This window comes from Halobacteriovorax sp. BALOs_7 (assembly GCF_003612895.1).
In the GTDB taxonomy this organism is placed as follows: domain Bacteria; phylum Bdellovibrionota; class Bacteriovoracia; order Bacteriovoracales; family Bacteriovoracaceae; genus Halobacteriovorax_A; species Halobacteriovorax_A vibrionivorans.
Genome location: NZ_CP027772.1, coordinates 1,856,051 through 1,879,727 on the forward strand (window position 1 = coordinate 1,856,051; position 23,677 = coordinate 1,879,727).

17 protein-coding genes are annotated in these 23,677 nt (G+C 35.5%); 7 read left to right on the forward strand and 10 right to left on the reverse strand.

Annotated features, from left to right (window positions below):
• The first annotated feature begins 162 nt into the window (after positions 1-162).
• Entirely contained in the window at positions 163-5,124 is a 4,962-nt protein-coding gene (locus tag BALOs_RS08900; protein ID WP_120404946.1) for a hypothetical protein, read from the forward strand.
• Here the strand turns inward: BALOs_RS08900 and BALOs_RS08905 are convergent.
• From BALOs_RS08905 to BALOs_RS08915, 3 genes are read right to left on the reverse strand one after another with little or no spacing between them, the layout of a single operon-like run.
• The gene (locus BALOs_RS08905) at positions 5,111-6,136 is read right to left on the reverse strand and encodes a hypothetical protein (protein WP_120404947.1); all 1,026 of its coding nucleotides are present in this window, start codon (positions 6,134-6,136) and stop codon (positions 5,111-5,113) included. The genes BALOs_RS08900 and BALOs_RS08905 overlap by 14 nt on opposite strands.
• The gene (locus tag BALOs_RS08910) at positions 6,133-7,218 is read right to left on the reverse strand and encodes a hypothetical protein (RefSeq protein WP_120404948.1); all 1,086 of its coding nucleotides are present in this window, start codon (positions 7,216-7,218) and stop codon (positions 6,133-6,135) included. The genes BALOs_RS08905 and BALOs_RS08910 overlap by 4 nt, the downstream gene beginning before the upstream one ends.
• Before the next feature lie 39 nt (positions 7,219-7,257).
• Positions 7,258-7,929 carry a hypothetical protein gene (locus tag BALOs_RS08915; RefSeq protein ID WP_120404949.1) on the reverse strand — a complete coding sequence of 224 codons (672 nt, stop codon included), beginning with the start codon at positions 7,927-7,929 and terminating at the stop codon, positions 7,258-7,260.
• A 341-nt stretch (positions 7,930-8,270) separates the two neighbouring features.
• Between BALOs_RS08915 and BALOs_RS08920 the strand changes: the two genes are divergently transcribed.
• Positions 8,271-10,049 (forward strand): S41 family peptidase, encoded by a 1,779-nt coding sequence (locus tag BALOs_RS08920; RefSeq protein ID WP_115363137.1) that lies wholly within the window; start codon positions 8,271-8,273, stop codon positions 10,047-10,049.
• A gap of 24 nt (positions 10,050-10,073) precedes the next feature.
• Here BALOs_RS08920 and BALOs_RS08925 read toward each other — a convergent pair whose 3' ends face one another.
• Both BALOs_RS08925 and BALOs_RS08930 read right to left on the reverse strand, forming a co-directional pair.
• Positions 10,074-10,898: an SAM-dependent methyltransferase gene (locus BALOs_RS08925; RefSeq protein ID WP_120404950.1), complete on the reverse strand. Its 825-nt coding sequence runs from the start codon at positions 10,896-10,898 to the stop codon at positions 10,074-10,076.
• A 75-nt stretch (positions 10,899-10,973) separates the two neighbouring features.
• Positions 10,974-13,073 (reverse strand): hypothetical protein, encoded by a 2,100-nt coding sequence (locus BALOs_RS08930; protein WP_120404951.1) that lies wholly within the window; start codon positions 13,071-13,073, stop codon positions 10,974-10,976.
• A 330-nt stretch (positions 13,074-13,403) separates the two neighbouring features.
• Here BALOs_RS08930 and BALOs_RS08935 point away from each other — a divergent pair, with 330 nt between their 5' ends.
• Positions 13,404-14,141, forward strand: coding sequence for a glutathione peroxidase (locus BALOs_RS08935; protein WP_120404952.1), 738 nt, complete (start codon positions 13,404-13,406; stop codon positions 14,139-14,141).
• A 37-nt stretch (positions 14,142-14,178) separates the two neighbouring features.
• On the opposite strand, the gene BALOs_RS08940 is transcribed toward BALOs_RS08935, so the two are convergent.
• Together BALOs_RS08940 and BALOs_RS15205 are read right to left on the reverse strand one after the other, a co-directional pair.
• Positions 14,179-16,365: a glutamine synthetase III gene (locus tag BALOs_RS08940; protein ID WP_162929628.1), complete on the reverse strand. Its 2,187-nt coding sequence runs from the start codon at positions 16,363-16,365 to the stop codon at positions 14,179-14,181.
• Between the two features lie 75 nt (positions 16,366-16,440).
• Positions 16,441-16,587, reverse strand: a complete 147-nt coding sequence (locus BALOs_RS15205) for a hypothetical protein (RefSeq protein ID WP_162929629.1) — start codon at positions 16,585-16,587, stop codon at positions 16,441-16,443.
• Between the two features lie 69 nt (positions 16,588-16,656).
• Between BALOs_RS15205 and BALOs_RS08945 the strand changes: the two genes are divergently transcribed.
• Positions 16,657-17,208: a 4'-phosphopantetheinyl transferase superfamily protein gene (locus tag BALOs_RS08945; RefSeq protein ID WP_162929630.1), complete on the forward strand. Its 552-nt coding sequence runs from the start codon at positions 16,657-16,659 to the stop codon at positions 17,206-17,208.
• Here BALOs_RS08945 and BALOs_RS08950 read toward each other — a convergent pair.
• Complete coding sequence (locus tag BALOs_RS08950; protein WP_120404955.1) at positions 17,205-18,947, reverse strand: M61 family metallopeptidase; 1,743 nt, start codon at positions 18,945-18,947, stop codon at positions 17,205-17,207. The genes BALOs_RS08945 and BALOs_RS08950 overlap by 4 nt on opposite strands.
• Before the next feature lie 130 nt (positions 18,948-19,077).
• Between BALOs_RS08950 and BALOs_RS08955 the strand changes: the two genes are divergently transcribed.
• Positions 19,078-19,509 carry an iron-sulfur cluster assembly accessory protein gene (locus BALOs_RS08955; protein ID WP_120404956.1) on the forward strand — a complete coding sequence of 144 codons (432 nt, stop codon included), beginning with the start codon at positions 19,078-19,080 and terminating at the stop codon, positions 19,507-19,509.
• Between the two features lie 21 nt (positions 19,510-19,530).
• A complete protein-coding gene (locus BALOs_RS08960) occupies positions 19,531-20,331 on the forward strand; it encodes a LysR family transcriptional regulator (RefSeq protein ID WP_120404957.1) in 801 nt (266 codons plus the stop codon).
• A 25-nt stretch (positions 20,332-20,356) separates the two neighbouring features.
• Here BALOs_RS08960 and BALOs_RS08965 read toward each other — a convergent pair whose 3' ends face one another.
• Entirely contained in the window at positions 20,357-20,854 is a 498-nt protein-coding gene (locus BALOs_RS08965; RefSeq protein ID WP_120404958.1) for a hypothetical protein, read from the reverse strand.
• A 129-nt stretch (positions 20,855-20,983) separates the two neighbouring features.
• Positions 20,984-22,741 (reverse strand): DUF6178 family protein, encoded by a 1,758-nt coding sequence (locus BALOs_RS08970; RefSeq protein WP_120404959.1) that lies wholly within the window; start codon positions 22,739-22,741, stop codon positions 20,984-20,986.
• A gap of 222 nt (positions 22,742-22,963) precedes the next feature.
• On the opposite strand from BALOs_RS08970, the gene BALOs_RS08975 reads away from it, so the two are divergent.
• On the forward strand, positions 22,964-23,677 hold the full coding sequence (locus tag BALOs_RS08975) for a Crp/Fnr family transcriptional regulator (RefSeq protein ID WP_115363158.1): 714 nt from the start codon (positions 22,964-22,966) through the stop codon (positions 23,675-23,677).

The following is a 23,677-nucleotide window of genomic DNA, read 5'->3' on the forward strand; positions in this document are numbered from 1 at the left end:
GCCCACTATCTGAGCTAATCCCTCAAGTTTAAGCCCTCAGATTTCAGGTGCAACTAGCTGAAAGCTCATAAAAGTTGAAAATTACTACGGCATTTTTTAACCTTACTTTATATTAATCTTAAGTAGTTACGTGATTGAGACGATAATTACTTGGGATAGTAAATGAAGAAATACACGGATAAGTTAAAATTCATACTGGTAAGTACACTAGTGCTAGTGATGGCGTCATCGTGTGTACCTGAAGCGGCCAATAATCGTCTAACTTCTAGTACAGATAGTGAAGACGTTGGTGGTAACATCAACGAACCAGACTTTGAGTCGTCGGCAACATATATTCAATATGGTGGCAGCACTTACTCTTCAGTCTTTGAAATTGATAATTACTTTGATGATCAGATTACACTTAAAGGTGAAGGTGTACACAATTACGTTAAAGAAAACCTAGCAGACACTTATTGTGCAGTCGTTAATTTTCCTTCTATTAATTCGGGAACACCTCTTCTTGTGGTTGGTTTTCCACAATACACTATAAATGTAGAAGACTCATCACGTGAATACTTTATACGTTTCACTTATCGTAAGGATGATGCCGGATTATCACAGAGCTATTGCGGTAACTTACAAACTTATTTTACAGCAAACGGTCTTGACTGGTCTAAAGTGACATACAAAGTTTCAGACCTTTCTTCAAGTTTATCAAATGTTTCAGTTACTTCCGCGCCACTTAAGTTTGCGACCTCAATGGGAAAAGACCTATCAACGAATCTTGGAAACAACTTGGCCTTTAAAGTTTATTTTACATACAATGGCGACAATAGTGGTGGGAGCAATAACCTCTGTAGTAGCGATAGTGCATGTGCAACATACGGAAGTGATTTTTGCTGTTTAAGTAATCAATGTGTTCAAGATCTTTCACAAAAAACAGAAACAGTACCAAATTCAATTCTTAATGAAATTGAACTCAATCCATCTGCTATTTACAATTATCCAAATTATTACAATATCTGTACAGTAGGAAGCACTCCACCTACAGATAACGAAGATCAATATACTCCAGATGAAGAAGCAGCTATTCGCTTTAATCGTTTAAAACAATTATATCAGTGTACAACTCCAATCGATGGAGAAAGAGGTATTTGTACAACTATTTATGAAGGTGCGCGTACAGATCTCGTTTCAAATTACGAAACGAATATCGATGATACAAACTTTGACTATATTTATAAAGGGACTAAACCATTTTTAAATTCTGTACACGAAGTAAGATATCAAAATGCAGTTATCTATAAAGATGGCTCATCAGTTAGACCTGGAGAGGTATCAATCTCAGGTGAAAATGACAACTTAACTGACACAACAAAGCTTACAATTACCACAGCATATGATGAAGATAATAAATATAAAAATCTAGAAATAGACGCTTATACTGATGTTTCATGTAAGAGAATCAATAACTTCCAGGCACAATGTTATAAGGTGTATAAACAAGGACAAAATGAAGGCCTTATCACAGACCACTACCCTGGTACACAACGCTTTCAAATTCCATACTATGCAAATCTAGGAAATAAATTAGTTGTACAAGTTGATGATGTAACTCGTACACAAAATACATCTTGGAACTTAGAAGTTGGTGCAATCAATGAAGTTGTCTTTAATAGCTCACATATTGTACAAGACTCACAAACTGTAAAGATCATCTTTTATGTTGATTTAACTAATCACACAACAATACTTGATGCAAAAGAAAAGGCACAAGCAGAAATCGCATCATATTGTAAGTGTGCACTAAGAGAATGTGCTCTTGAAGAGGTTAGAAACACGAGTGATACAGTTGTAGATTATCAGTGTTATTTAAAACCAACACAAGATGATCCTCCGCTACAACAAAACTTTTATCTTTCTGCTAAGACTGCACCTCAAAGATACTTTGACTCAAACGGTGTAGCAAAGAAAGACTTAACTCTTTCAGATGTCATCGCCGACCCTACACTTGCTCAAGAAGGATCTGCTTTTGCTTATATTAGTGGAGACAAGGCGAAGCCAAATAATATTGATGGATATGTTGGATTTAATGAAATATACGGAAGTTTTGACTTAACAAGTAGTTCAGCAAAACCAGCTAAAGAGATTCAAGTTAAAGAAGGTACAACGTATGATATTTTTGTATCAGGTGGTAACTACTCTAGCTGTTCATCTTGTGGAAATGACTACTACGCTTCTTCTGTAAAAATGTTCCCTAATGAATTTGAAAATGGTCCTGCTGGTTACCAGCCAGACCTTTCCACTTCTTCAAGAAGTGAGACAAGTAAATACCGCTCTGATGATTTTCTCTTTGGACGCGCCTGTTTTGTTCCAGCAACAATGATTGGATGGGCCCATCAGACTTTTGAAGATGTGCAAGAGCAGAGATTAAATCGTATGCGTACACAACACTTCATGGTCGCCAATGGTTATGATCGCGATTGGTATGGTTTCAATTATGGATCAGTCATTGGTTCATTTGATGGAGTAAAATGGTTTGCTGTAGGTACGAAGAGACGTATCAAGGCCACAACGAATAAATTATTTCTTGCAATAAATGCTAAATTTTCAGATCAAACAGTTGAAAATAGTTATTCAGTAACTGTTCAAGACTCTACTATTAATGGAAGTATTAGTATTCCAACAACTGACTTTGAAACCGATGGTGCCACTTGTCAGCAAGTTCATACTTGTAACACAGATAATGAATGTGTTTCATCTCTTGGTTGGGATTATGTATGTGAGAATATCTCAACAGTATCTTCTCCATATCCAAACTTTGATATAAACGCTAATGAAATTCCACAAGAGTTAGATATAGATCGCCTACTATCTTTAAATGGTACTTTTTCAGGTAATGTGAAACGATGTGTATATAGAGGTCGTGGTGCTGCTTGTCGACCAGAGTATAATGAAACAAATTCATCATCAATTTCATATACTGCTGTGGGGACAAAGAAACTTCACGGTTGCTCTTTTAATAATCACTGTCAACCTCTGGAAGGAGCAGACAACAAATACTTTAATAATCGTATCTCTAGAAAAGCAACTTCTCTAGCTCTTCAAAATGGTCAAGCTGACAATGATACTGAAATGGTTTCAACTGTAGGTTTAGTGGCACCAAGCCTTGGAAGACCTTTTAAATATAGAGGTGATGAAGAGCCAAACTACCAAGCAAGAAGAAATCTTATCCTTAATGATGTAAAAGGACTCTGTCTACCAGGCCGTGATGCAAACTTAGAAGATGTCGTAACATCTATGGATGAGCCATCTGAATTCATGCCTGACTTTATTGGAAATATGGGTAATACAGTATCAGATATGCAAAATAATACTAATGAGAATATGTTCTTAAGCTGCCCTACTTTTGATACTAATGGAAATTATGTAGCATTTGATCCTCTTCAAGATGTAACAACCAAGACAACAGAACTTCAATTACTATCACGTTCTCAAAACTTAAGTACATACTTCTTAGAAGTATTTGATGGTCTAACAAACGAAAAGCTTCTAACAGATCTAAATGAAAGTGATACAAGTATAATCGAAAGTCTATCTCTACCTGTCAACGCTTGCTTAAGAGCGCCAGGTTCAACTTGTTTCACAGACCTAGACTGCTCAGCTTCAAAATTTGTGGCCAACAACACTAAAGGTGTTGCACTAGAAGATATTTTAACTCTAACAAGCCAATATGAATTATCATTCTGGCAAACAGAACTTGTGTGTTCTCAACCGGCCAGAGTAACAGACAGTGACTATGATATTAGAAATAATCGCTGTTGTTCAGAAATTGGAAATACATTTAAACTTCCGACTCTAGAAACGACTGGCTCACCTATCTCTACAGATTCATCTATTACAGCAACAGACACTGTTGATCTTGAAAGAGTTCCTGCAGCAGAAATCGGGGCCAAGGAAGCAACACGCTTCTCAGGAAATGTTCTAACAGAGTACGAGAGAAATACAGACTCTCTTAATACAATGGAAATCCAAAGAAATGATCTCACAGTTGATATCTCAGACCCAACAACACCATCTGTTGATAGACAATACAAATTACTAACAACATATGGTAAGAAGATGTGTTGTTCTGAAAACTGGGTCAGAAGTTTTAATAAAGATGAAAATGGTGGCGGCCATGAATGGGGTCCTAATAAGATGCAGGCCCATGGTCAACAAACCCTATCTGATTTCAAATGTTATAATTATGCTGAGCAAGACAAGGCCACATGTGATGGGAATAATGCTCTAAACGGTAATCTATGTTCTCTACTCGATATCCCAGAGCCTATCGCTTTAGATATAACGAAATGGCTTAGTTATTATGAACTAACAGGTATTCCTAATGTTGTCATAAAGGATCATATTGAATCTGTTCATGATACATCAGCTTCCTACCCGATGTGTAGAAAGCCAATATATAGATCAGCAGCTGCGACTCCAGAATATTCAAATGGAGCTGCTCCTGATGTTAATCAAGATGAATATACTGATGACTTCTATACTCTAAATGGACTAACTAACGCGACAAGAGATGTTGATACAACAACACAGGCCGGACAAGACTTTAAGACAGTATTTGAGGCCGATGAGTTTGCATGTTGTATGCCAGCAGGAACTCAAATGGCAGCAGGAGATGATCCTAATATGTGTTGTACGGGATACATCAACCCACAAAATAATAAATGTCAGCTAAAGAATTATACTAATGTAACGGCCTATACAAATCGCTATGTCTCAAGTGAGCTACAAACATTACCAGACACAGAGTTTGAAGCAACAACAGGTATGATGACAGACCGAGAGAAACTAGCGGTAATTGCATGTGAAAGAGAAATGTGTGCAGAAGGTTTTGTTGCTTTTGGACTTGTTCACGGACAATACGGACTTCCTGAAGAGACTCTTGAGGACGCTGATCAACTTGGTGCAGGTAATGTAAAAAGATTCATGCAAAACTATGATAATGATAATGAATTAGGACGCGTGGACTACTTCCTTGAAGGAATGAAGTGGAACTCTAATGTTTATTGTATTCCACAAGCAACAGCGAACGCACTTCAAAGCGCTACACCACCAGTGCAAGTTCTTAACTGTAATTAGATCTTATTTCAGTGGTGATTTTATCTAAGATACGTTTTGCAGTATCAACATGATTTTCGCTTATGAAAGGATGTACCTTTAAAGTAAGAGAAAGTTTAGCATTAAACTCCATGGCCACTAATCCAATGGGAAAATTTCTTGAGCCAGGAGTCGTTGCAAACCACACCTCTTGCTCCCCTAAACTATCATAAGTTTCATCTCTCACATCCCATGAACCAACATTTGAAAATGTACCAAGCCAAAAATTCTTACCTGCTGAGTTACGAGATAATTTTGCCATATAGCCTCGACCAAAGAGCACACCTATGTGATGTACCCACCAAAGTCCTATATGATTTAAAGTCTTAACTTTTGCACTAAAAACATTTCTAATACTTTCATATGTAGAGTTTGCATTTAAGCGCATCTGGACAAATGATGTATGATTCTCATAAGGATTAATTTTATTAACGATGCCTCGAATATTAATTGGAAGTAACCAAGAATATGATTCATTTTGACTTTCTTCTTTTATTAACTCAAATACAAAACGATTTAATAATTCTAAGATGACGATATTTTGCGAAAGTTTATTCTCTTTCAAGTAATCGTTAAATTTTTTTGTTTCATCTACACTTAAGGCCTTTAGCGCAAACTCATAATTATTCTTAGGTCGTTTTTGACTTTGAATTTTCCAATCAGGTTTGTGTGCTGGTGAGATATCCTTTGCTCTAAAAGCAAGTTTAATATGATCAAAGAAACTAATCTCTTTTTTGTAATTAGAAAAGATTGGACCTCTTTTTGCCCCAAGCTTAGTAAGATAAAAAGGAATTGAAGCACTACCATCCATTAAGGAGTGTGAGTATTCAAAATACTGAGGCTCATGAATATCACCATCAATATATTTGGCCCTACCAATAACACATTGATCATTCTCTCCTCTTTCTTTTAGAATCTCATACCAAACACCAACCCAATCTCTAGAGAGGTAACGGTTTTTTAAAATACTAAATGGCCAAATAGAAAAGATCACAGAACACTTCCTTCAAATCGAAATTTTCTCACTGGCCAAAGAGGACCTGTTGTATCACCGTGAATTTCAAACATATGCCCTGTCGATTCAACGATTATCCCATCAATAAAGTACGAGAAATTAAACTTTTCCTGACCTGTATATAAATTGCAAATATGAAAATCATTCATCGTCTTATTAAGACTGAAATATTTTAGAATACTCATTATCATTTCTTTTTTTGCTTCATTACTCAATGATCTTTCAAATGATAAATAAAGAACTTCAAGAGTTTGTAAGATACCGTTACTAACCCCTGGCCTTCCCATTAATTGAACAAGCTTTGTTAATAGCCTCTTAGGTGCTTGCATATTATATAATTTATAACGACGTCCTAATGACTTGTCTGTAATCATAAAAACTGCACAAAGCTTTGCTCCATCAAACACACCAAAGTATTTATTGTCCTTCTCATCAGTGATCTGCTCTCTAAGTTCAAGATTAGAGTTTTCACTACGATAGAAATCATTAAATTTCTTAAAATTTATATTTTGAACTCGCCCTCTTGCTGGATTAAAAACTGGAGGACAGACAACAGAGTAAACATGGTAATTATCAATATGACGGTAATTGAAACCTCGGCCATTTTTCGTCAAGGATTTAATGGCACGCTCATTATCAGATAAAATTGCAGTATAAGACATTTCACATCTTAACTCTTCACTTAAATTTGGCAGGGCCTCAATGATATCTTTAAACAATTTTCTCCATTGAACTTTAGCTCTTCTGCCTCCAACGGGAGAAACTCGTAAGTCACAGAAATAAGCAACTGGTCGAAACTCTCCATTAACATGGCGAATTTGTCTAATAATAGTCCCTACTCCACAAATTGTTTCATCATCATTTAAAAAGACGAAGCTCCAGTAGTGATTTCCTTTTCTTTCATAAAATTCAAAGAAGTTATCACCACGATCAAAAGACAGGGACTCTGTCCCTGTTTGCATATGTATATCTTTGTAGAAGTTTAAGATGGCGTCATTATCGGATTTTGTAGCGAGTCTGATATGACTATATGGTTCCATGACCTCTTCTAAGGTCAACATAGACGCCTCCTTAAGGACTTAAATCTGACTAAAAAAAGTCTAAGTGTAAGATTTAACTTTTCTTACTGATCTTGCTCTAACTAATCTCTTTAATAAGAAAGTAACAATACGACCAAATGAAAAGTGGACATTCATCATTGTTCCATACTCGATAACTTCATCATCTGGTTCAGTCATCCCTGGAAGTAACTTAGTATATCCTTTATAAAGTCTAAAAGGTCTAATAGTATTATAAATTTCACCTAATTTTGGTTTAGAACTTGAATATGCATAGATATAGAAGTTTCTTCTCATCTTAGTAGCTTCAAGATACATCATAAGCCAGAAGTAAACTCCAAGCATACGACAACGTTGATATCGAGACATCCAAAGAGCAGTTGCCTCGAAGAGATCATTTTCAAAGTCAGGTACATCTTTTTTAAGTTTTGCTAAGGCCTCATCTGGAAGACTTTTAACAACACGTGAGTCACTTCCTAGTGCAAAAGTAAAACCACCACACATAACGCCGTGACGATTAAAAAGTGCGAATGTTTTATTTCTAGCAAGAAAGTCGATTGGAAACTTAACTCCAATTCTTTGGTAGGCCAATCTTTGAAATTCTTTTAGTTCATCAACCTCAGTAATATTTCTAAGCTCCGAACGGTAGATACGCTTTACGCGGCGTCCTGTTCCTACAATAACACCAGGTAGTACAGCTAATTGCTTAATCATATCTCTCTCCTCCATAGAGTATGTAACCGGGGACCATCTTAGAAAGCGCAGTAACCAAAAGTAAAATCTCATCCAAATATTAAGATTTCCCCATTTTCCTTGAGTGCACATATAATACCTATAAAAATAGGTGCTTATAAAGGGCCAATGAAAATCTTATTCAAAATCTAACAACAGTTTTGGCCATATTCGTCAAAAAAGATCTGTTTACAACAATTATTAGTGTCAACATGCCACCATATGAAAAGAGTCATTTTTGTAATGCTTTCAGATATTTACGCAAAGAGTCATGACGTGTACATCAAGGATTGGTAAATTCCCTCATTCACAAAAGGAGCCCCATGAATACGATAAAGTATGTCTTAATCTTAACCATCCTCAATATTTCTTTTAATATTCAGGCAATCAATAAAACGGCCTTTTCTGGCAAAGAATTTTGGTATATCGATCAGGCAGACCGTGTAGAAATCTTAACTGATCTTTATAAGCAAACAAAAGCAGAATACGCTCTTTGGGAAATTAAGAAAAAGCGTATCGGTGTTGATGGAGATAAGTTATTTAAAGAGGCAATCGAAGCAGAAAAAACAATTGCTGATGTCGATGGTGCAATTGCACAAGCAAGAAGCAATATGAATTTCTACGATCGTACTAAAAAGATCATCGCAACTTTCCAAGATACTCACTTTGGACTTAACACTCATATACCTGCACCTTGGATTGTATCTGGCTTTAATACTAAATACATCCCAGCTAGTGATAAAGTTGTTATTGCACAAATGTATGAGAAAGTTATTCAAAAGACAGTTTTAGAAAGTCGCTCAGGTGTTATCGAGCAAGTAGAACTTGGAGATGAGCTACTAAGCGTTGACGGTGTACCAGTAAAAGAGGCCATGAAAAACCTTATGCCATATATGGATGCATCAAGTGTTGGTTTTGCAAAGTCACAAGCAGGACGTTTTCTATTAGAAAGATACTTCCTCTTTCCATCGAGACCTTTCTTTGATGCAGAAATTAAGAGTGCTAAAAACGGAAGCATTTATAAAGTACGCCTACCACTTTATTTCTCTGGTGATACATCAGTTATTAGAAAGAAAGATATTTCATACTACCTTGAGCAAAAAGGTTTCCTAAAGCTTAAAGAGTTAAGATTTACTTTTTCAGATAAAGAAAGAAAATTTGTAAAGAACACTAGCCTAAAAGTAAAAGGCTTCGATTCAGGACTACCAAAAGGTGCAATTGAACTAGAGAACTGGACATCTGCAAATGGTGGAGGAAGTCCAATTGTTCACTCAGCTTTAATACTTAAAAACACTAAAGCCTATGCTTACCTTGCTGTAAATTCATTTTCGGTATCGACTGTTTATAACAATGGCCAAAGCAAAAGCTTCCTTGATGCTTTAAGACAAAACATTAAATATTTTAAAGATCAAGGCCTAGACCTAATTCTAGACATAAGAAATAATGGTGGTGGTAACGGTGGTTACCCTGCACAACTACTTTCAATGCTAACTCAAGAGAATGAGACTTATCCAAATGCAACTTGGGCAACAGCAACAACACGCTATATGCGCCAATTAATAGAATACTATGGGGTAAGAGAGTTATTTAAAGATATCAATGGAATGGATTGGGAAAGACAATCAGATGCATTCTTTGAAGCAGCATATAACGAACGTCCATACTCTAGAGCTGTACAAAATGAAGATATTAAAGCAGATGAAGAAGTTGGTGGTTACAATGGAAAAATCGTAGCTCTTATCTCTCCAAATTGTATTTCAGCGTGTGATATCACAAGTATTCTTCTTAAAGGATCAAAACGAGCTAAGTTAATAGGTACACATGCTAATGGAACAGGGGCAGGTTATCGCTCAAATGATGAATACAATACACAGTTTAAAGACCGCTTTCATGTATTCTCTACTCAGATTCCTAATATGCTATTTGGTTACGGACAATCTGAAGTTAGCTACAAACAAGACCTAGGTTTAGACTCAGCCTATGAACTAAATTCAGAAAATGTACCTGTTAAGGCAGATATTGAATATGTAGAGACATTAGAAGATTCTAAAAACTACATGTCAGGATGGATTTCAAAAGCAATTGAAGTATTAAATCAATAATTGATCTCGGCCGCTTAATAGATCTTACTTATTAAGCGGCCTTATCATAAAGCCGATCTCTCTGCGATGAGATGGTAAATGAAAAACTGTCACATCATATTTATCCGAGAAGTTCTTTACCCACAAATCAATCTTTTCTAAATCACTTAAGACTGGTGTTTTAATCGTAAGAAAGCCACCTTTAATATCTTTATAAAAGTCCATAATGCGTCGAGATTGATTTGTATTTAAGTCACCATTTAGATTTAGATCTGAAATCAACCAATCACAATGTTTTGGCAATTGAGTTCGAGTGATATCAAAGACACTCTTTTTAATATGTTCAAAATTATCACCAAACTTTTCACTAATAATTGGATCCATCTTAGCAGGATCAATTGAGACGAGCTTAGCACCTCTTTCTAATACATAGTATGAAATTCCACCAGGAGCACTCCCTACTTCAATAACCTGATCATCTGATGATAGCTTTATATTAAATAGTGTAAATGCTTGGTTAATCTTATGATAAGCACGAGCAGGAACTTCCTGCGCTAATTCAACCTCTTCAATATCAAATGTATCGACCGAAGTAGAAATTGTACGATAAGACCAGAATTGATTCTCTGAGACTGCGACAAACTTTCCAGCAGATGGTTTTTCCTGACTCTTCTCATTAAAGACTGCTTGTCTGCGTGCAAAGATTAAGGGATTTGATGTTAGTTGTTCTTCATATGAAGAAGGGCCTTTCATACTGATGAATTCTTTATTAGAGAAACTTAATCTAAGCTTAGGATGCTTTAACTTAATTTCTTCAAGTAGAAGATCCTTTAGCTTTTCATGATAGAAAAATAAGTAAAAATCGTTCATAGGCCCATCCTAACATGATTTATATGCACATGCGCCCATAAATTATTTATGGGCGTATACACAAGTATATTGAAATTATAATGATGCAGGTGAACGAAGATTTTGTTCAATCTGAAATTGAGTAAAGATATTCTCCTTATTCTCTCCTTCAGAATAATAATTCTTATAAGGTATTGAACCATTTAAATTAGCACTAAAACTTCCTTTATTTGAATAAGAACCAAATAGTCGACGAATGAGATAGTCTTTTTCAACGTGATTATTAATATTGTAAGCAATATCTTTAAAACGCCACAGTGGTAGTTCATGCTTATACTTTGCATAGAGCTGCTTTGAACCAATTTCCATACATGCTGCGACCATTCTTCTGCGCTTTGAAGGCCTAAAGAAATACTTCCAGCGATACTTTCTTTCGCACTTTCTCTTTATTTCAGAAGTATACTTTCCAACGGACCACTCTTTTAAGAATGTCCCATATGAACGATAAAGCTTGTGACGACAAGCACTGAAAAAAGACCTTAGGCGTCTAAAAAAGTTCTTTGATTTTCCACCACAAGCTTCTTTAAAGATATCGTAAACTTCAGATGAATTACGATTTAAGAAGTTTGCCATATTAGAATTATCAATTGTCATAGTAGATGAAAACTCAGCAGGTGCCTTAACTGTATAGTTTTCAAAGACAGAGGCAAAGTTACCATAACTTTGAGTGCGATCTCTAATAAGACCTCTCATCTTTTTTTCGGTTTTATTCTTACTCCACTTATAGTCCTTATTTACCTTGCTTTGCTGATCAAGGGTCATGGTATAGACATTAGAGCTAAAGATATCAAAATCACGACGAGACTTAATAAGCTCCTCATTTGATTCATAATTGATATCAACGACCTTAGAATCAACTCGATCATTTGAGATTAATTGATCATAGCCAACTAATTGACCAAGAACGATATTAAGTAATTTAGTAAAAAAGTTTTGTGTATACGATAGACGTTCATAGCGATGAGAAAAGAATTTATAAACCTTTCCATCTTTTACGACCTCTGTCGACTCTGTTTGAGAGTCTTTGACCCCACCTATAATAAAGGCCAAGTACTTACTCTTTTTTAATTCTTTCTTACGATTTTCATAGCTAGTTATATTATCTGCTAATTTTGAATAATTAAATTTTCCAAAACGAGTTACATTTTTTAACTCAGATAACTTCTCTCTATCATGTAAGTCCTGAACATAAATAGACATATAGGCCTTATATGATTTTTCAAAACTATAACTAAAGTCATAGCGAAATAATGTAAGCTTAACAATATTTAAAAAGTCCGCCATAAGCGTGATATTTGCTCCAGCTGAAATTAACTTAGAATCTTCTGCTGTAAGACGTATTAACTCATTTTCTTTTGCATTATCTGCCGGGCCAAGTCTTTGTATTTCAACAGAGGACTTTCTTTCATAGCTAGCAAGTGCACCAGCTGCAACACCAATACCTTGATAGGAAGCAGTTGCTGCCGCTCCAGCAGCAAAAGTAAGGGCATCTTCTTTTTTGATAAAATCGTAATCACTTAATTTATCAAAATTTTCTGGGTTCAAATAACGATACATAAAGAATAAACGATCAAAGTTTGTCTGAAGTGCATCCGTTGCATTTGCAGCAAAGTGATTGTAGCGAATTGTTCTTTTAAGAGATAAATTACTATAAGACTTCAAAACCCCAGGGGCTATATCAATGATCCCCTTTTCTTGAAGAGCGCTTAGGAAATTACGGGCAGAAATTTCAATCACCATTTCATCATTTACAAGATACTGATCCTCATCAAAAAGAGAAGGTGCAGCTGAGCGATTAAACATAACTTTAAAACCATGAAAATTTCCAGCGTGTCTCCACCCCACAAGATTGACACCACCAAAGAAACCATTTGATTCATTACTTAATCGATCACCAATGGACTGGTAATTTGCTTCGTAATTATCATAAATCGTTTTATAAATTGGCGATATGTCGGCCAGATCTGTATCGGAAAACTCACTTTCTAACTTATACTTATCAACACTGAAATTAGAAAATTGAACAGATTCCTGCCCTGTCTGTGCGAAAGCATGATTTAGATTAGTAAAAGTTGTGAATGTTAAAATGAGAAGTAGAGTTTTCAAGTTCTTCTCTGCATTACCTTTAGTGTTCACGGTTCATCCCCCTATTTCCCCTGCGGACTATCCACAATGGACTTTTGGTAGGAAAAGAAACGGAAACTAACGTGCAATACAGATTCTTAGCCTAAAAGGGATGTTCGTTCATTTATCGACGCGAAGCAAGATTTTTCTTATCCATTATTAACACTGGCTTAATTTCATATATTTACGACTAAATAGTGATAGATATTATCTAATGCGACTTAATATTAATTTACTGGATTTATACTATAAAGCGTTCGATAATGAATATAACGATAAAATTCGTTGAACGTTAAGAAGTTTTAATAATCAATAAACGAGTAAATAACTAGGAGAAAAAACATGGCATTTGAAAGTATTGATGGAAAACAAGTACCTAAGACATCATTTAAAGTTTATAGAGATGGTGGCCTGGTAGATTTAAGTTATGATGATGTGTTTAAGGGAAAGAGAGTTGTCGTATTCTCACTACCTGGTGCATATACGCCAACATGTTCATCAACACACCTACCTCGTTATAATGAACTGGCCAATGCAATCAAAAAAGAAGGTGTTGATGAGATCTATGTTCTCTCAGTAAACGATGCTTTTGTAATGGATGCTTGGATACAAGATCAAAACGCAGAAGATATTCACGTCCTACCTGATGGTAATGGTGAGTTCTCAAAAGGTATCGGACTACTTGTTGATAAATCAGATATTGGTTTTGGGTCACGTACTTGGCGCTACTCAATGGTGGTTAATGATGGTGTGGTAGAAAAGTCTTTTATTGAACCTGATAAGCCAGGTGACCCATTTGAAGTATCTGATGCTGATACAATGTTAAAATACTTAAACCCGCAAGCGAAAGCACCTGAGGCCATTGCTCTATTTACAAGACCAGGTTGTCCTCACTGTCATCGTGCAAAAGAGCTTTTAACAGAAAAAGGCCATAAGTATAATGAAATAATCCTTGGTAAGGATACTTCAAATCAGGCCTTATTCGCTATCACAGGCCAAACAAAAGTTCCTCAGATTTTTATCAACGGGGAGTTGATTGGTGGACGCGATAAATTAGAAGAATTATACGCTTCAAAGTAAAAAATAAGGCCAGCATTAAGCTGGCCTTCTACATATCTTAAATACAAAAAAGCATTTCAAAGTAAGTTGGAACTGGCCACATGTCATCGGGAATGATCTGCTCAAGATTAGCACAATTTTGTGCAATCAATTCACTTACAGGCATTAAGTCATAAGCAATTTTTCTAGCAGCTTCTTCTTCTGAGTTTTTCTCATGTAAGTCACTTAGGGCATTCTTTAGGTTTCTCGTTTGCTCAAATGCACCCTCAAGAGAGAATTGTAGCTCTTTTAGAAGCTCTTTTTCCACAGTTGCCTCTACCTTACATGACTTACTAGCTAGAATAGAATTCGTAAGTTTTTCTTTATATTGAATAGCTGCAGGGATTACATGCTGATTAACCATTCCAATTAGAGTATTAAATTCAATTTCGCGCTTAGTGATATAAGCTTCTAAGTGAACGTTATAAAGAGTCTCTAATTCAGAATTGCGATAAATACCATGCTTAGTTAAAAATGAAGTCTCGTCTTTATTAACTAAATACTCTAAACAATCTGCAGTTGTTTTAAGATTTGGTAGTCCCCTACGCTCAGCTTCTTCTAACCATTCTTGAGAGTAACCATCACCATTGAAAATTACATTCCATGACTCATTTAATAACTCATGACAAACATCTAATAAGGCCTGATCAACAGGTGTTCCTTCATTAATTTTGCTTTCAAGCTTATGATTAACCTCTTCAAGAACACTTGTCACAGCTCCATTGAGAATCGTTAGTGGAAACCCAATTGATTGATCAGAACCACATGCTCTAAATTCAAACTTATTTCCAGTGAAAGCAAATGGCGAAGTACGATTTCGGTCCGTATTATCTTTTGGAAGCTTGGCAAGTTGTCCAGCACCAAGATCTAGTATTTCTTGAGACTCTGGAGCAAAGTCAGATTTTTCTTTAATTGCTTTAAAAATTTTCTCAATTGTTGATCCAGTAAAAACTGAAATAATAGAAGGAGGAGCTTCATTTGCACCAAGTCTATGATCGTTACTATGAGAAGCAATAGAAGCTCTTAGTAATTTTGCATGGCGATCTACCGCAGTAATTACGGCAGCAGTAAAAGCTAAGAAGCGATAATTTTGGTGAGGCTCTTTTCCTGGGTTTAATAAGTTGATTCCAGTATCACTTGCAAGTGACCAATTTAGGTGTTTACCTGATCCATTGATTCCAGCAAACGGTTTTTCATGCATTAGAGCTTCAAAGTCATGGCGCTTGGCCACGTTTTCAATTGTCGCCATTACCATGTGATTATTATCTGCAGAGATATTTGCATCTCTAAAAATCTGAGCAATTTCAAATTGTCCTGGAGCAACTTCATTGTGACGAGTCTTTGCAGGAATCCCTAATTTATGAAGTTCAAAATCAAGCTCTTCCATAAACGCCATAACTCTTTCATTAATAGCGCCAAAGTAGTGATCATCTAGTTGTTGGTTCTTTGTTGAAGCAGCACCAAAGAGAGTTCGTCCTGTCATTACGAGGTCGCGTCTTTGGTAGTAATAGGCCTTATCAATTAGGAAATATTCTTGTTCTGCCCCACAAGTTGCGATAACGCGCTTAACATCAGTTTCTCCAGTTAAGTGCAAGAATTTCTTTGCGACTTCACCAAGAGCTGAATTTGATCTTAGTAATGGAGTCTTAATATCAAGAGCTTCTCCGTGATAAGAAACAAAGGCCGTTGGAATACAAAGCGTCTTTGACTGTCCAGAGCCGATTAAGAACATTGGAGATGTTAAATCCCATGCAGTATAACCACGGGCCTCAAAAGTTGATCTCGCTCCCCCATTTGGGAAAGAAGATGCATCCGGCTCACCTTGAATAAGTTGAGTCGCTGATAATTCTTCTATTGGCTGGCCTGTTGAATAATCGTAATCAAGAAAGGCGTCATGCTTTTCAGCAGTTGCACCTGTTAAAGGTTGAAACCAATGGCAAAAGTGAGTTGCACCTTTATTTAGGGCCCAAGCAGTTACGGCCTTTGCCACAATCTGCGCCTGAGACTCTGTGATTTGAGCGTTACTATTAATGACTTCGTTAATTTCTTCTCTTATAGAATCAGGGATTTCTTCTGCTGTTTGAATATCAAATGTATTTTCACCGAAATAATCTGATATCTTATGATAATTTCCAGCTGTATCTTTAGGGCGAAAAAAACTTAAGCCTTGATTGATAGTGTCATTAAGACTACTTTGAACACTCATATACTTCCTCTCCATGGCAGTGAGTTATTATTACCAATATTATAGGAAAGGATGAATATTTATGCCAACAAAATCTTATTGAGAAATTTGAATTTCTTGGAATTGATTATTTTGAGAGTAATCAATTGTTTCGGCCTTGATTTTAGACATACAAAGAACACAACCTGCCATTAAAACAAAGACCATTTTTAATATTGCTTCATATGCATCTGGTGGTAACATTGCGAACTCCAAAACTTTAAGCTACAAAAATAATTGATAGATAAATGCATAATTGCAAAAGAAATGCTGATGAGCAATAAAAATTTTAAACGAAGTACATTTTTATATGTGACACCAAAAGAAGTTCCAAAAGACTATCTTATGGATCACAAGCTTGATTACCGCTTATCCAGATGGTGCCTAAAAGAGCTGACCCAAGAAGAGAACTTAAGTATATCCAATCACTTACATATGGAAGATGACGAGACTAAGTTGGTATCAATAAGTCACACCAAGGAGCTAGCAGCCTGTGCGCTATGCATCAGCAAAGACGTACGTTCTATCGGCATCGATATCGAATGGGTTGGAAGAAAAATAAGGGATGGAAGCTTTAAATACTTTGTTTCAAAAGAAGAGGAATTAGAACTCTATTCTCCCCTAGAGATTTGGTGCATAAAAGAAGCGGCCTTTAAGGCCTATCATCCATTTCACGATCAATCGCAAAAAACACTTGTTCTAACTGATTTTGAAATTCAAGAAAACGCGACTTTGTTGGCCCCAAACGGTGAAACCTTTGATTTTTCACTAACAAAGCAAAAAGTAGAGGACAAAGAATTTATCCTTGTCCTCGCGGAATATTAACTCAAATACTTTTTAAATAATTCTTCATCATTAACTTTAAGTTCTTTAATTGATCTTAATCCATTACCAAGAGTAACTGTTACAGTCTGCAACTTACCTGTACGAGCGATTAAAAGATCGATTTGATCATTTTCACTATACATCTCATCTAATTTATCGATGATCTTCTTATCTACCCTTAAAGCATTAATTGCAATAATTTCATCTCCAGCATTTAGGCCACTTTTATATCCGCAGCTTCCTTGTCTTACTGACTTAATATTGATTCTTCCCTTTTCATCCGAAAGATTAACACCAAGATCAAGTTTAGGAGTTGTCCATTCAACCTCAACACCCATTTTTTTAAGATGAGATTCAAAGTCAATCTCTTCAACACCTTCTACTAGAAGTTTAAATTCATCACATACTTTCTGAGAAACAAGAGAAGATAAGATTTTAAAGAAGCCATCTTTAGTTAAACCAGTCTCAGGCCTTTGCTTATAATCCGCCCATAGAGCACGGACTAGGTCATTAATCCCCTTACCTTCTTCTTTCATAAGAACATTTAGGACGAAGAATACAAGGCCACCTTTTAAATAATAGCTAACTGAAGAATTTTTAAAATTCTCCCCTGCGCGATAAAGCTTTACCCATGCATTAAAAGATGAATCTTCTAAAGAGTGATAACCACGGCCAGGTGTTGAAAGAAAATTATTAATATTTTTTTTCATGCACTCCATATACTCACTTGGTGAATAAAAACCTGCACGATAAGTTACTAACTGATCCACAAAACTAGTTAGTCCTTCAGTAAGCCAGTGCATACGAGTATAATTCTCATTCTTATAATCAAAAGGTCCAAGCTCTTTTGGCCTAATCCTTTTAACATTCCATAGGTGAAAATATTCATGGGCAACTAATTCAATAAATTGCTTCCTTCCTTTTTCTTTTGCCAATTCAAATGGACAGAATTGAAGAACTGTAGAATCGAGATGCTCAAGACCTCCAAAGCCATTAGGAGTTAGATGAGTGATGAAATAATAATGATCATAAGGTAAATCTTCATCGAAAATCTTTGCTGTCTCGTGAACGGCCTTTTCCATATCCGCCATTAGTCCAGAGAAGACATCTTTTTGTGAAGCAAAATCTCCATAGAAAGCAACGTGATGTTCCTTATCTTTATACATAAACCCATTAGTTTCATGACAGCCTATTTCAAAGGGAGAATCCATTAATTCATCAAGATTCTCTGCTTCATATAAGAAAGTCGTTCTCTCAGGAGATACATCTTTTAATGCAGTTGTAACTTTAGTCCAAAGAGGATTAATCTTGATCTCAATTTGAGCAGGGCCTTGCTGATTTTCAAATGCAATAAAGACACTTGGTCCATGTAAGAAGGCATGTGTATTATCCACGTGAGATGTTCTAACCGTTAAGTCATGACAATAGACACTATATTGAATAAGAACCTTTGAATCGTCTTTAATCACTTCTGACTTGAAAACAGGATGATCAAGTTGAACTTCCCATTCATTCTTAGATACTTGCTTGTGAAAAAGTCGATTACCTTTAGAATCCTCAACTTTTATCTCTTTAATATGCCTTGCATACTCACGCATTAAATAAGAGCCTGGTGACCAAGATGGCATATAGAAACGAAAATTATCACCTTCTACACCTTGAGATTTGATATCTGCTTCTAAACTAATATTGACGAGATGAGTGTGTGGATTTGGAATATCAATCGTATATTTAAGCACTTCTATAGCTCCTTTTATCTTTACTTTATAACTGTTAGATAACTCTAATTTATTTCATCAAAAACCTCTTGAAAAGGGTTCGTTTACTTGCTAAAAGCCATTAACAACACAATTTAATGGAAGACAACCGATGAAAACTGAATCAAAATCAGCGCAAAGCAGTGCGTCGTACAATATCGACCGCTCTCAAGTAACGCTACCAAAATTAAGTTTTACTCAAATGGCCCAAGATCAGCTTAATCTTATGCTTGAAAACGACTTTACTCTACAAGGGAAGTACTTAAGAATTCTTATAAGTGGTAAAGGATGCGAAGGATTTAAATATTCAATAGGTTTCCACGACTTAAATGATGATGACTTTCTAGTTCCTGTGAAGGAAATGGATATTGAAGTGGCCATTGATCCATTTACTGCTTTCTACTTAGGTGAAACGCAGATCGATTATCAATTTAACTACATTAACGACGAAGAAGGTTTTGTCGTTGTTAATAAGCAGCAAGATGAGTTCCAAGGAAAATTTTGGCGTAAAGATAAGTCAAAAATTCCTCCAAAAGTTCAATAGCAAAATTCAGTAGGATAAAATATGGATTATCGCTATCTAAAAGCATTTACTCTAACGGCAAAATACCTAAGCTTTTCAAAAGCGGCAGCAGAGTTAAAAATTGCTCAATCTGCGGTATCTCGTCAAGTAAAGCTATTAGAAGAATCGATGAATGAAGAACTTATTATTCGCTCTAGTAAGAAAGTTATTCTTACGAAAAAAGCAAAAGATCTTCTTAAGTCGATAGAGCACTTTGAAGTTGACGTTGGTGAAATCTTTGAAAAAAATCAAGATAAGCCAATTCACATAGGAATCCTGGATGGACTACTAGTAAATTGGTTTAATCCAATTCTTGCAAAGTATGCCCAAAATTATAAACGCGATATATATGTACACGTAGCAGACTCTCCGGCCCTTAGACGAGGTATTGAAGACGGTGTCTATGACATGATCTTTTCAACTGATGGCTTTCAATCAGACCTAACTTCGTCATTGAAATTATTTGAAGAGAAGTTTGTTATTATCTCAAAAGAAGAAATTAACAAGAAGAAGCTTCACGAGTATACGTGGATTGTTTTTAGTGAACTAGACCACTTATACAAGCTTTCAAAGAAGGCTCCCACAAAAAAGATCGTTGTTAGCTCTCTTGAAAGTATAAAAGCGCTAGTTAAGCACGGTGTAGGTATTGCTGTAGTACCTGATCATACCCTTTCTAAGAATCATAAATTTCATACAGAACCTATTACAGGCCTTAAGAATATGAATATTTATATGACCACTCTTAGCTATAAGAATATGCCACCATTTTTAAAAGAATTTTCAAAGATATTACAGGCGAACTAGAAACGCTCGCCTGTTTTTTAGATAATTATTTAACTCTTTTGATGTCTTTGATACCAATTGTTCCAATTAGAAATTTCTTATTAGAAACAAAGTGAAGCTTTGATGAAGCTCTCGATTCAAAGTTAAACTTCCAATCTGAACCAACTCTTTCAACAGAGGCATCGTAATGCTTTCTCTCACCATTAATACCTGAGTACAAAGTATCAATTGTGATATCGGCACCATCCGATGGGTTTAAGTTTGAAGCCTTGATTTTTACAACTTGACGATCAGAGCGCTCAACCAGAGTCACTCCTTTAAGAAGCTGTTGTAAGGTATATGTCTGTGTTGAGATAACTTTTCCATTTTGATCGAATTCATTCTTATAAAGAGATTCAACCTCCAAAGTTTCATCATCGACATTAATACCAAGATGGTAGTATGACTTGTCTTCATCATTTGTAATGTGAACAAGTTTAATTGGTGCGGCCATAAGTTTAGTTGCTATAAATGCCACAATCGATAATTGAATAAGTAATTTCATATTTACTCTCCCTTCCAATTTGATAAGGCATACTGCCATTATTTCGTAATTTTTGGGAGAGAAAATATTACATGCTCCACTCGCTAGAGCCCGTAAAACATTAGCTCAAACTAATAAACACTATTAGCCTTAACTTAAAGTATTGAAAATAATAGGGCCACCGATGTGCTTGAACTCATCATCTCGTAAATTTTCGAATTCATAACCAGATAAATGATCATGTAAAATCTTCATAATATAGGCGTGAATATTATCTATCTTATCCAATCCAAAGGTTTGAGCAAAAAGAGCAATCTTTTCTTTAATATATGGATTATCAAAAATTCCTTCACTAAGCTTAGACTTTCCTAGAAAGTCCTTAAATTCTTCAATGGAAACACCCATTTTTCGAGAGTCATCTTTTTTAAATTTCTCTAAACTAAAATTAATAAAAGTAGAAAGAATAATGGCCTCAAAATCAATCGAATTCACATCGTAATTTAAATAGTAATTATCAGATAATAGACCATCATCTTTTAATGAAAGATATGTTTCTTTTAACCCTTTTATAAAAGGCATAAGCTCTCTTAACAGGTTGCACTTACTTTGAAGTTTACGCCAAACCTCAGCATTATTGACCACGACAATTTTGTTATCATCATCACGATACTTAACCAGATCACTAAAGAAATCATCGAGGAAAAGATCAAAAGATGCACCTAAGAAGTTATCTGTTGAGTCCTCCATAAGATTATTACGAAGGGCCTTTTTCACATCTTTTTGTAAGATGCGAATAAGAGAATTTCCAATTTTATATATATCTGTAAAATCAAAGTAATCAAAAAGACTTTCATTATCAAAAGATCTTTGTTCATTGATATAAGACATTCCAAGTAAGACAAGTTCTCGGTTTTGGTTTCCAATTCTTGTCATGGCCACTGGGCCATCTTTTAGAACGCCATAATATTCCATACTCGCATTGAGCATACGAATAAAGTTAAAATGAAGGTAGTTAAAACGCTTTTCATCTGAAACCTTAGAAAGCTCCTCATGAATACTTCCAGAGTTCTTTTCAAAAGCGATAATTGAGTTCTGATGAAGAGTTTGAAGCTTGCCAAGAGTAGAAATATTTCCAGTTAAGGGCTCTCTCTTTTTAATAAAGAAATCAATATGACTGATTGATGGGAATGCATTCATTACCTCTAGCGCATCAAAATAATCGACAAAACCATACTCTCTAAGCCTCTCTTTCTTGGCCTGGTATTGGTTTTCATTATAAATCATATAATCTTCAGAGATCATTTTAAAAAGATGCTGATAGGCCTTTTCGACTCCAACTTTTGTATAGAGATCACGAATTAGTTGTCTTACTTCATCAACGATTTCATTTTCCTCATCAAATTCAAAAAGTAGTAAATTATCTTCAGTTAAGAAATAATTATCGTGGTCAGGGTACTCAGGATCTTCAACATCAAAAGTCCATACATTAAAGCGTCCCTTTAGAAAGAGAATAAATTGATCAGATTCAATAAACTCATAACGAATATGATCATCTGGACTCTTAGCAACAGAGCTTACCCACGATGAGAATTCGTTAATGTCTAAGTCGTCTTTTGACCAAAGATCAATATCGTAGAAAGTTTCTCTTTGCTCCTTTGATAAAAGGCTTAGGGCATGAGTCTTAACCTCAATTGGCAAGGCCTTAATAGAGACATAAAGAGGTTGAACAGGCAGCTTTTCAAGGCTTTCTCCTTTTGAAATATAGCTATTAACTAATTCCATCGAAGTGTAGGCCTTAGATTCTTTAAGAATAAGGTTAATAACATCAGTATTGGGAAGCGATGCATTCTCCGGATTTTTCTTAGAATTATCTTTGATTTCTTTCTTATTTTTTAAATCATTAGTCATATACCTAATTTACGGCATTTGGTATAAGATGTTAATATTTATATTGGTTTGATAAGCACTTAGAACCACTGCGTCAACAAGAAGAGGCTAAATTGGCTAAGTATATGAAAATTTGACTATAAATAATGCAACTAATATGATGAAGATCATGTTTTTTTACAAAAATATTATTTAACTTAAATAAGTGTTAAATTATGTTTGTAAGGAACGAGTAGGTAGAAAATGGCAGTTTTAGATAAGAAACAATGTGCAGATTGCCCATCAAAAGATATGGGAATTTTTTGTGGTCTAACTTTCCAAGAAGCAATGGAAGTTTCATCGACGACACACACATTAAAATTTAAACGTGGCCAAAGTATTTTCTCTCAGGGAAATAGCCCGGAAGGAATCTACTGCATTCAATCTGGAAATATAAAACTTACAAAAACTGGTCAAGACGGGAAAGAAACAATTATTAGAATTGTTACTCATGGTGATGTTATTGGTCACCGCTCTCTTTTTACAGCACAAGAATTTCACGGAACAGCTACGGCCCTTGATGATGTCGTGGTTTGTTTTATCGATCGCAATCATGTCCTTAAGCTAATCAATGATAAGCCATCAATCGCATTAGAATTAATTAACAAGCTTAGCCGTGATATGGGTGTTGCTGAAGAGCGCTCAAGTTCTTTTCATCAAAAAAATGTAAGAGAGCGTATTGCACAGCTTATACTGGAACTTTCAGACTCGCACGGTGTTGATCTTGGTAACGGCGAAGTTCAAATTAACCTCAAGCTTACAAGAGAAGAGATGGCAACAATGATTGGGACAGCGAATGAAACATTAATTCGCATCATCTCTGAATATCGAAAGGATGGCCTTATTGATCAAAATGGTAAATTGATCGTTATTAAAGATCGCAAAGAGCTACAAAAAAGAGCCGACGGGGTTCACTAA

Excerpts from the sequence above, each read along its gene's own strand:
- BALOs_RS08900 (WP_120404946.1), top strand. The coding sequence starts at position 163 with ATGAAGAAATACACGGATAAGTTAAAATTCATACTGGTAAGTACACTA.
- BALOs_RS08910 (WP_120404948.1), bottom strand. The coding sequence starts at position 7,218 with ATGTTGACCTTAGAAGAGGTCATGGAACCATATAGTCATATCAGACTC.
- BALOs_RS08915 (WP_120404949.1), bottom strand. The coding sequence starts at position 7,929 with ATGATTAAGCAATTAGCTGTACTACCTGGTGTTATTGTAGGAACAGGA.
- BALOs_RS08920 (WP_115363137.1), top strand. The coding sequence starts at position 8,271 with ATGAATACGATAAAGTATGTCTTAATCTTAACCATCCTCAATATTTCT.
- BALOs_RS08925 (WP_120404950.1), bottom strand. The coding sequence starts at position 10,898 with ATGAACGATTTTTACTTATTTTTCTATCATGAAAAGCTAAAGGATCTT.
- BALOs_RS08935 (WP_120404952.1), top strand. The coding sequence starts at position 13,404 with ATGGCATTTGAAAGTATTGATGGAAAACAAGTACCTAAGACATCATTT.
- BALOs_RS08940 (WP_162929628.1), bottom strand. The coding sequence starts at position 16,365 with ATGAGTGTTCAAAGTAGTCTTAATGACACTATCAATCAAGGCTTAAGT.
- BALOs_RS15205 (WP_162929629.1), bottom strand. The coding sequence starts at position 16,587 with ATGTTACCACCAGATGCATATGAAGCAATATTAAAAATGGTCTTTGTT.
- BALOs_RS08945 (WP_162929630.1), top strand. The coding sequence starts at position 16,657 with ATGAGCAATAAAAATTTTAAACGAAGTACATTTTTATATGTGACACCA.
- BALOs_RS08955 (WP_120404956.1), top strand. The coding sequence starts at position 19,078 with ATGAAAACTGAATCAAAATCAGCGCAAAGCAGTGCGTCGTACAATATC.
- BALOs_RS08960 (WP_120404957.1), top strand. The coding sequence starts at position 19,531 with ATGGATTATCGCTATCTAAAAGCATTTACTCTAACGGCAAAATACCTA.
- BALOs_RS08965 (WP_120404958.1), bottom strand. The coding sequence starts at position 20,854 with ATGAAATTACTTATTCAATTATCGATTGTGGCATTTATAGCAACTAAA.
- BALOs_RS08970 (WP_120404959.1), bottom strand. The coding sequence starts at position 22,741 with ATGACTAATGATTTAAAAAATAAGAAAGAAATCAAAGATAATTCTAAG.
- BALOs_RS08975 (WP_115363158.1), top strand. The coding sequence starts at position 22,964 with ATGGCAGTTTTAGATAAGAAACAATGTGCAGATTGCCCATCAAAAGAT.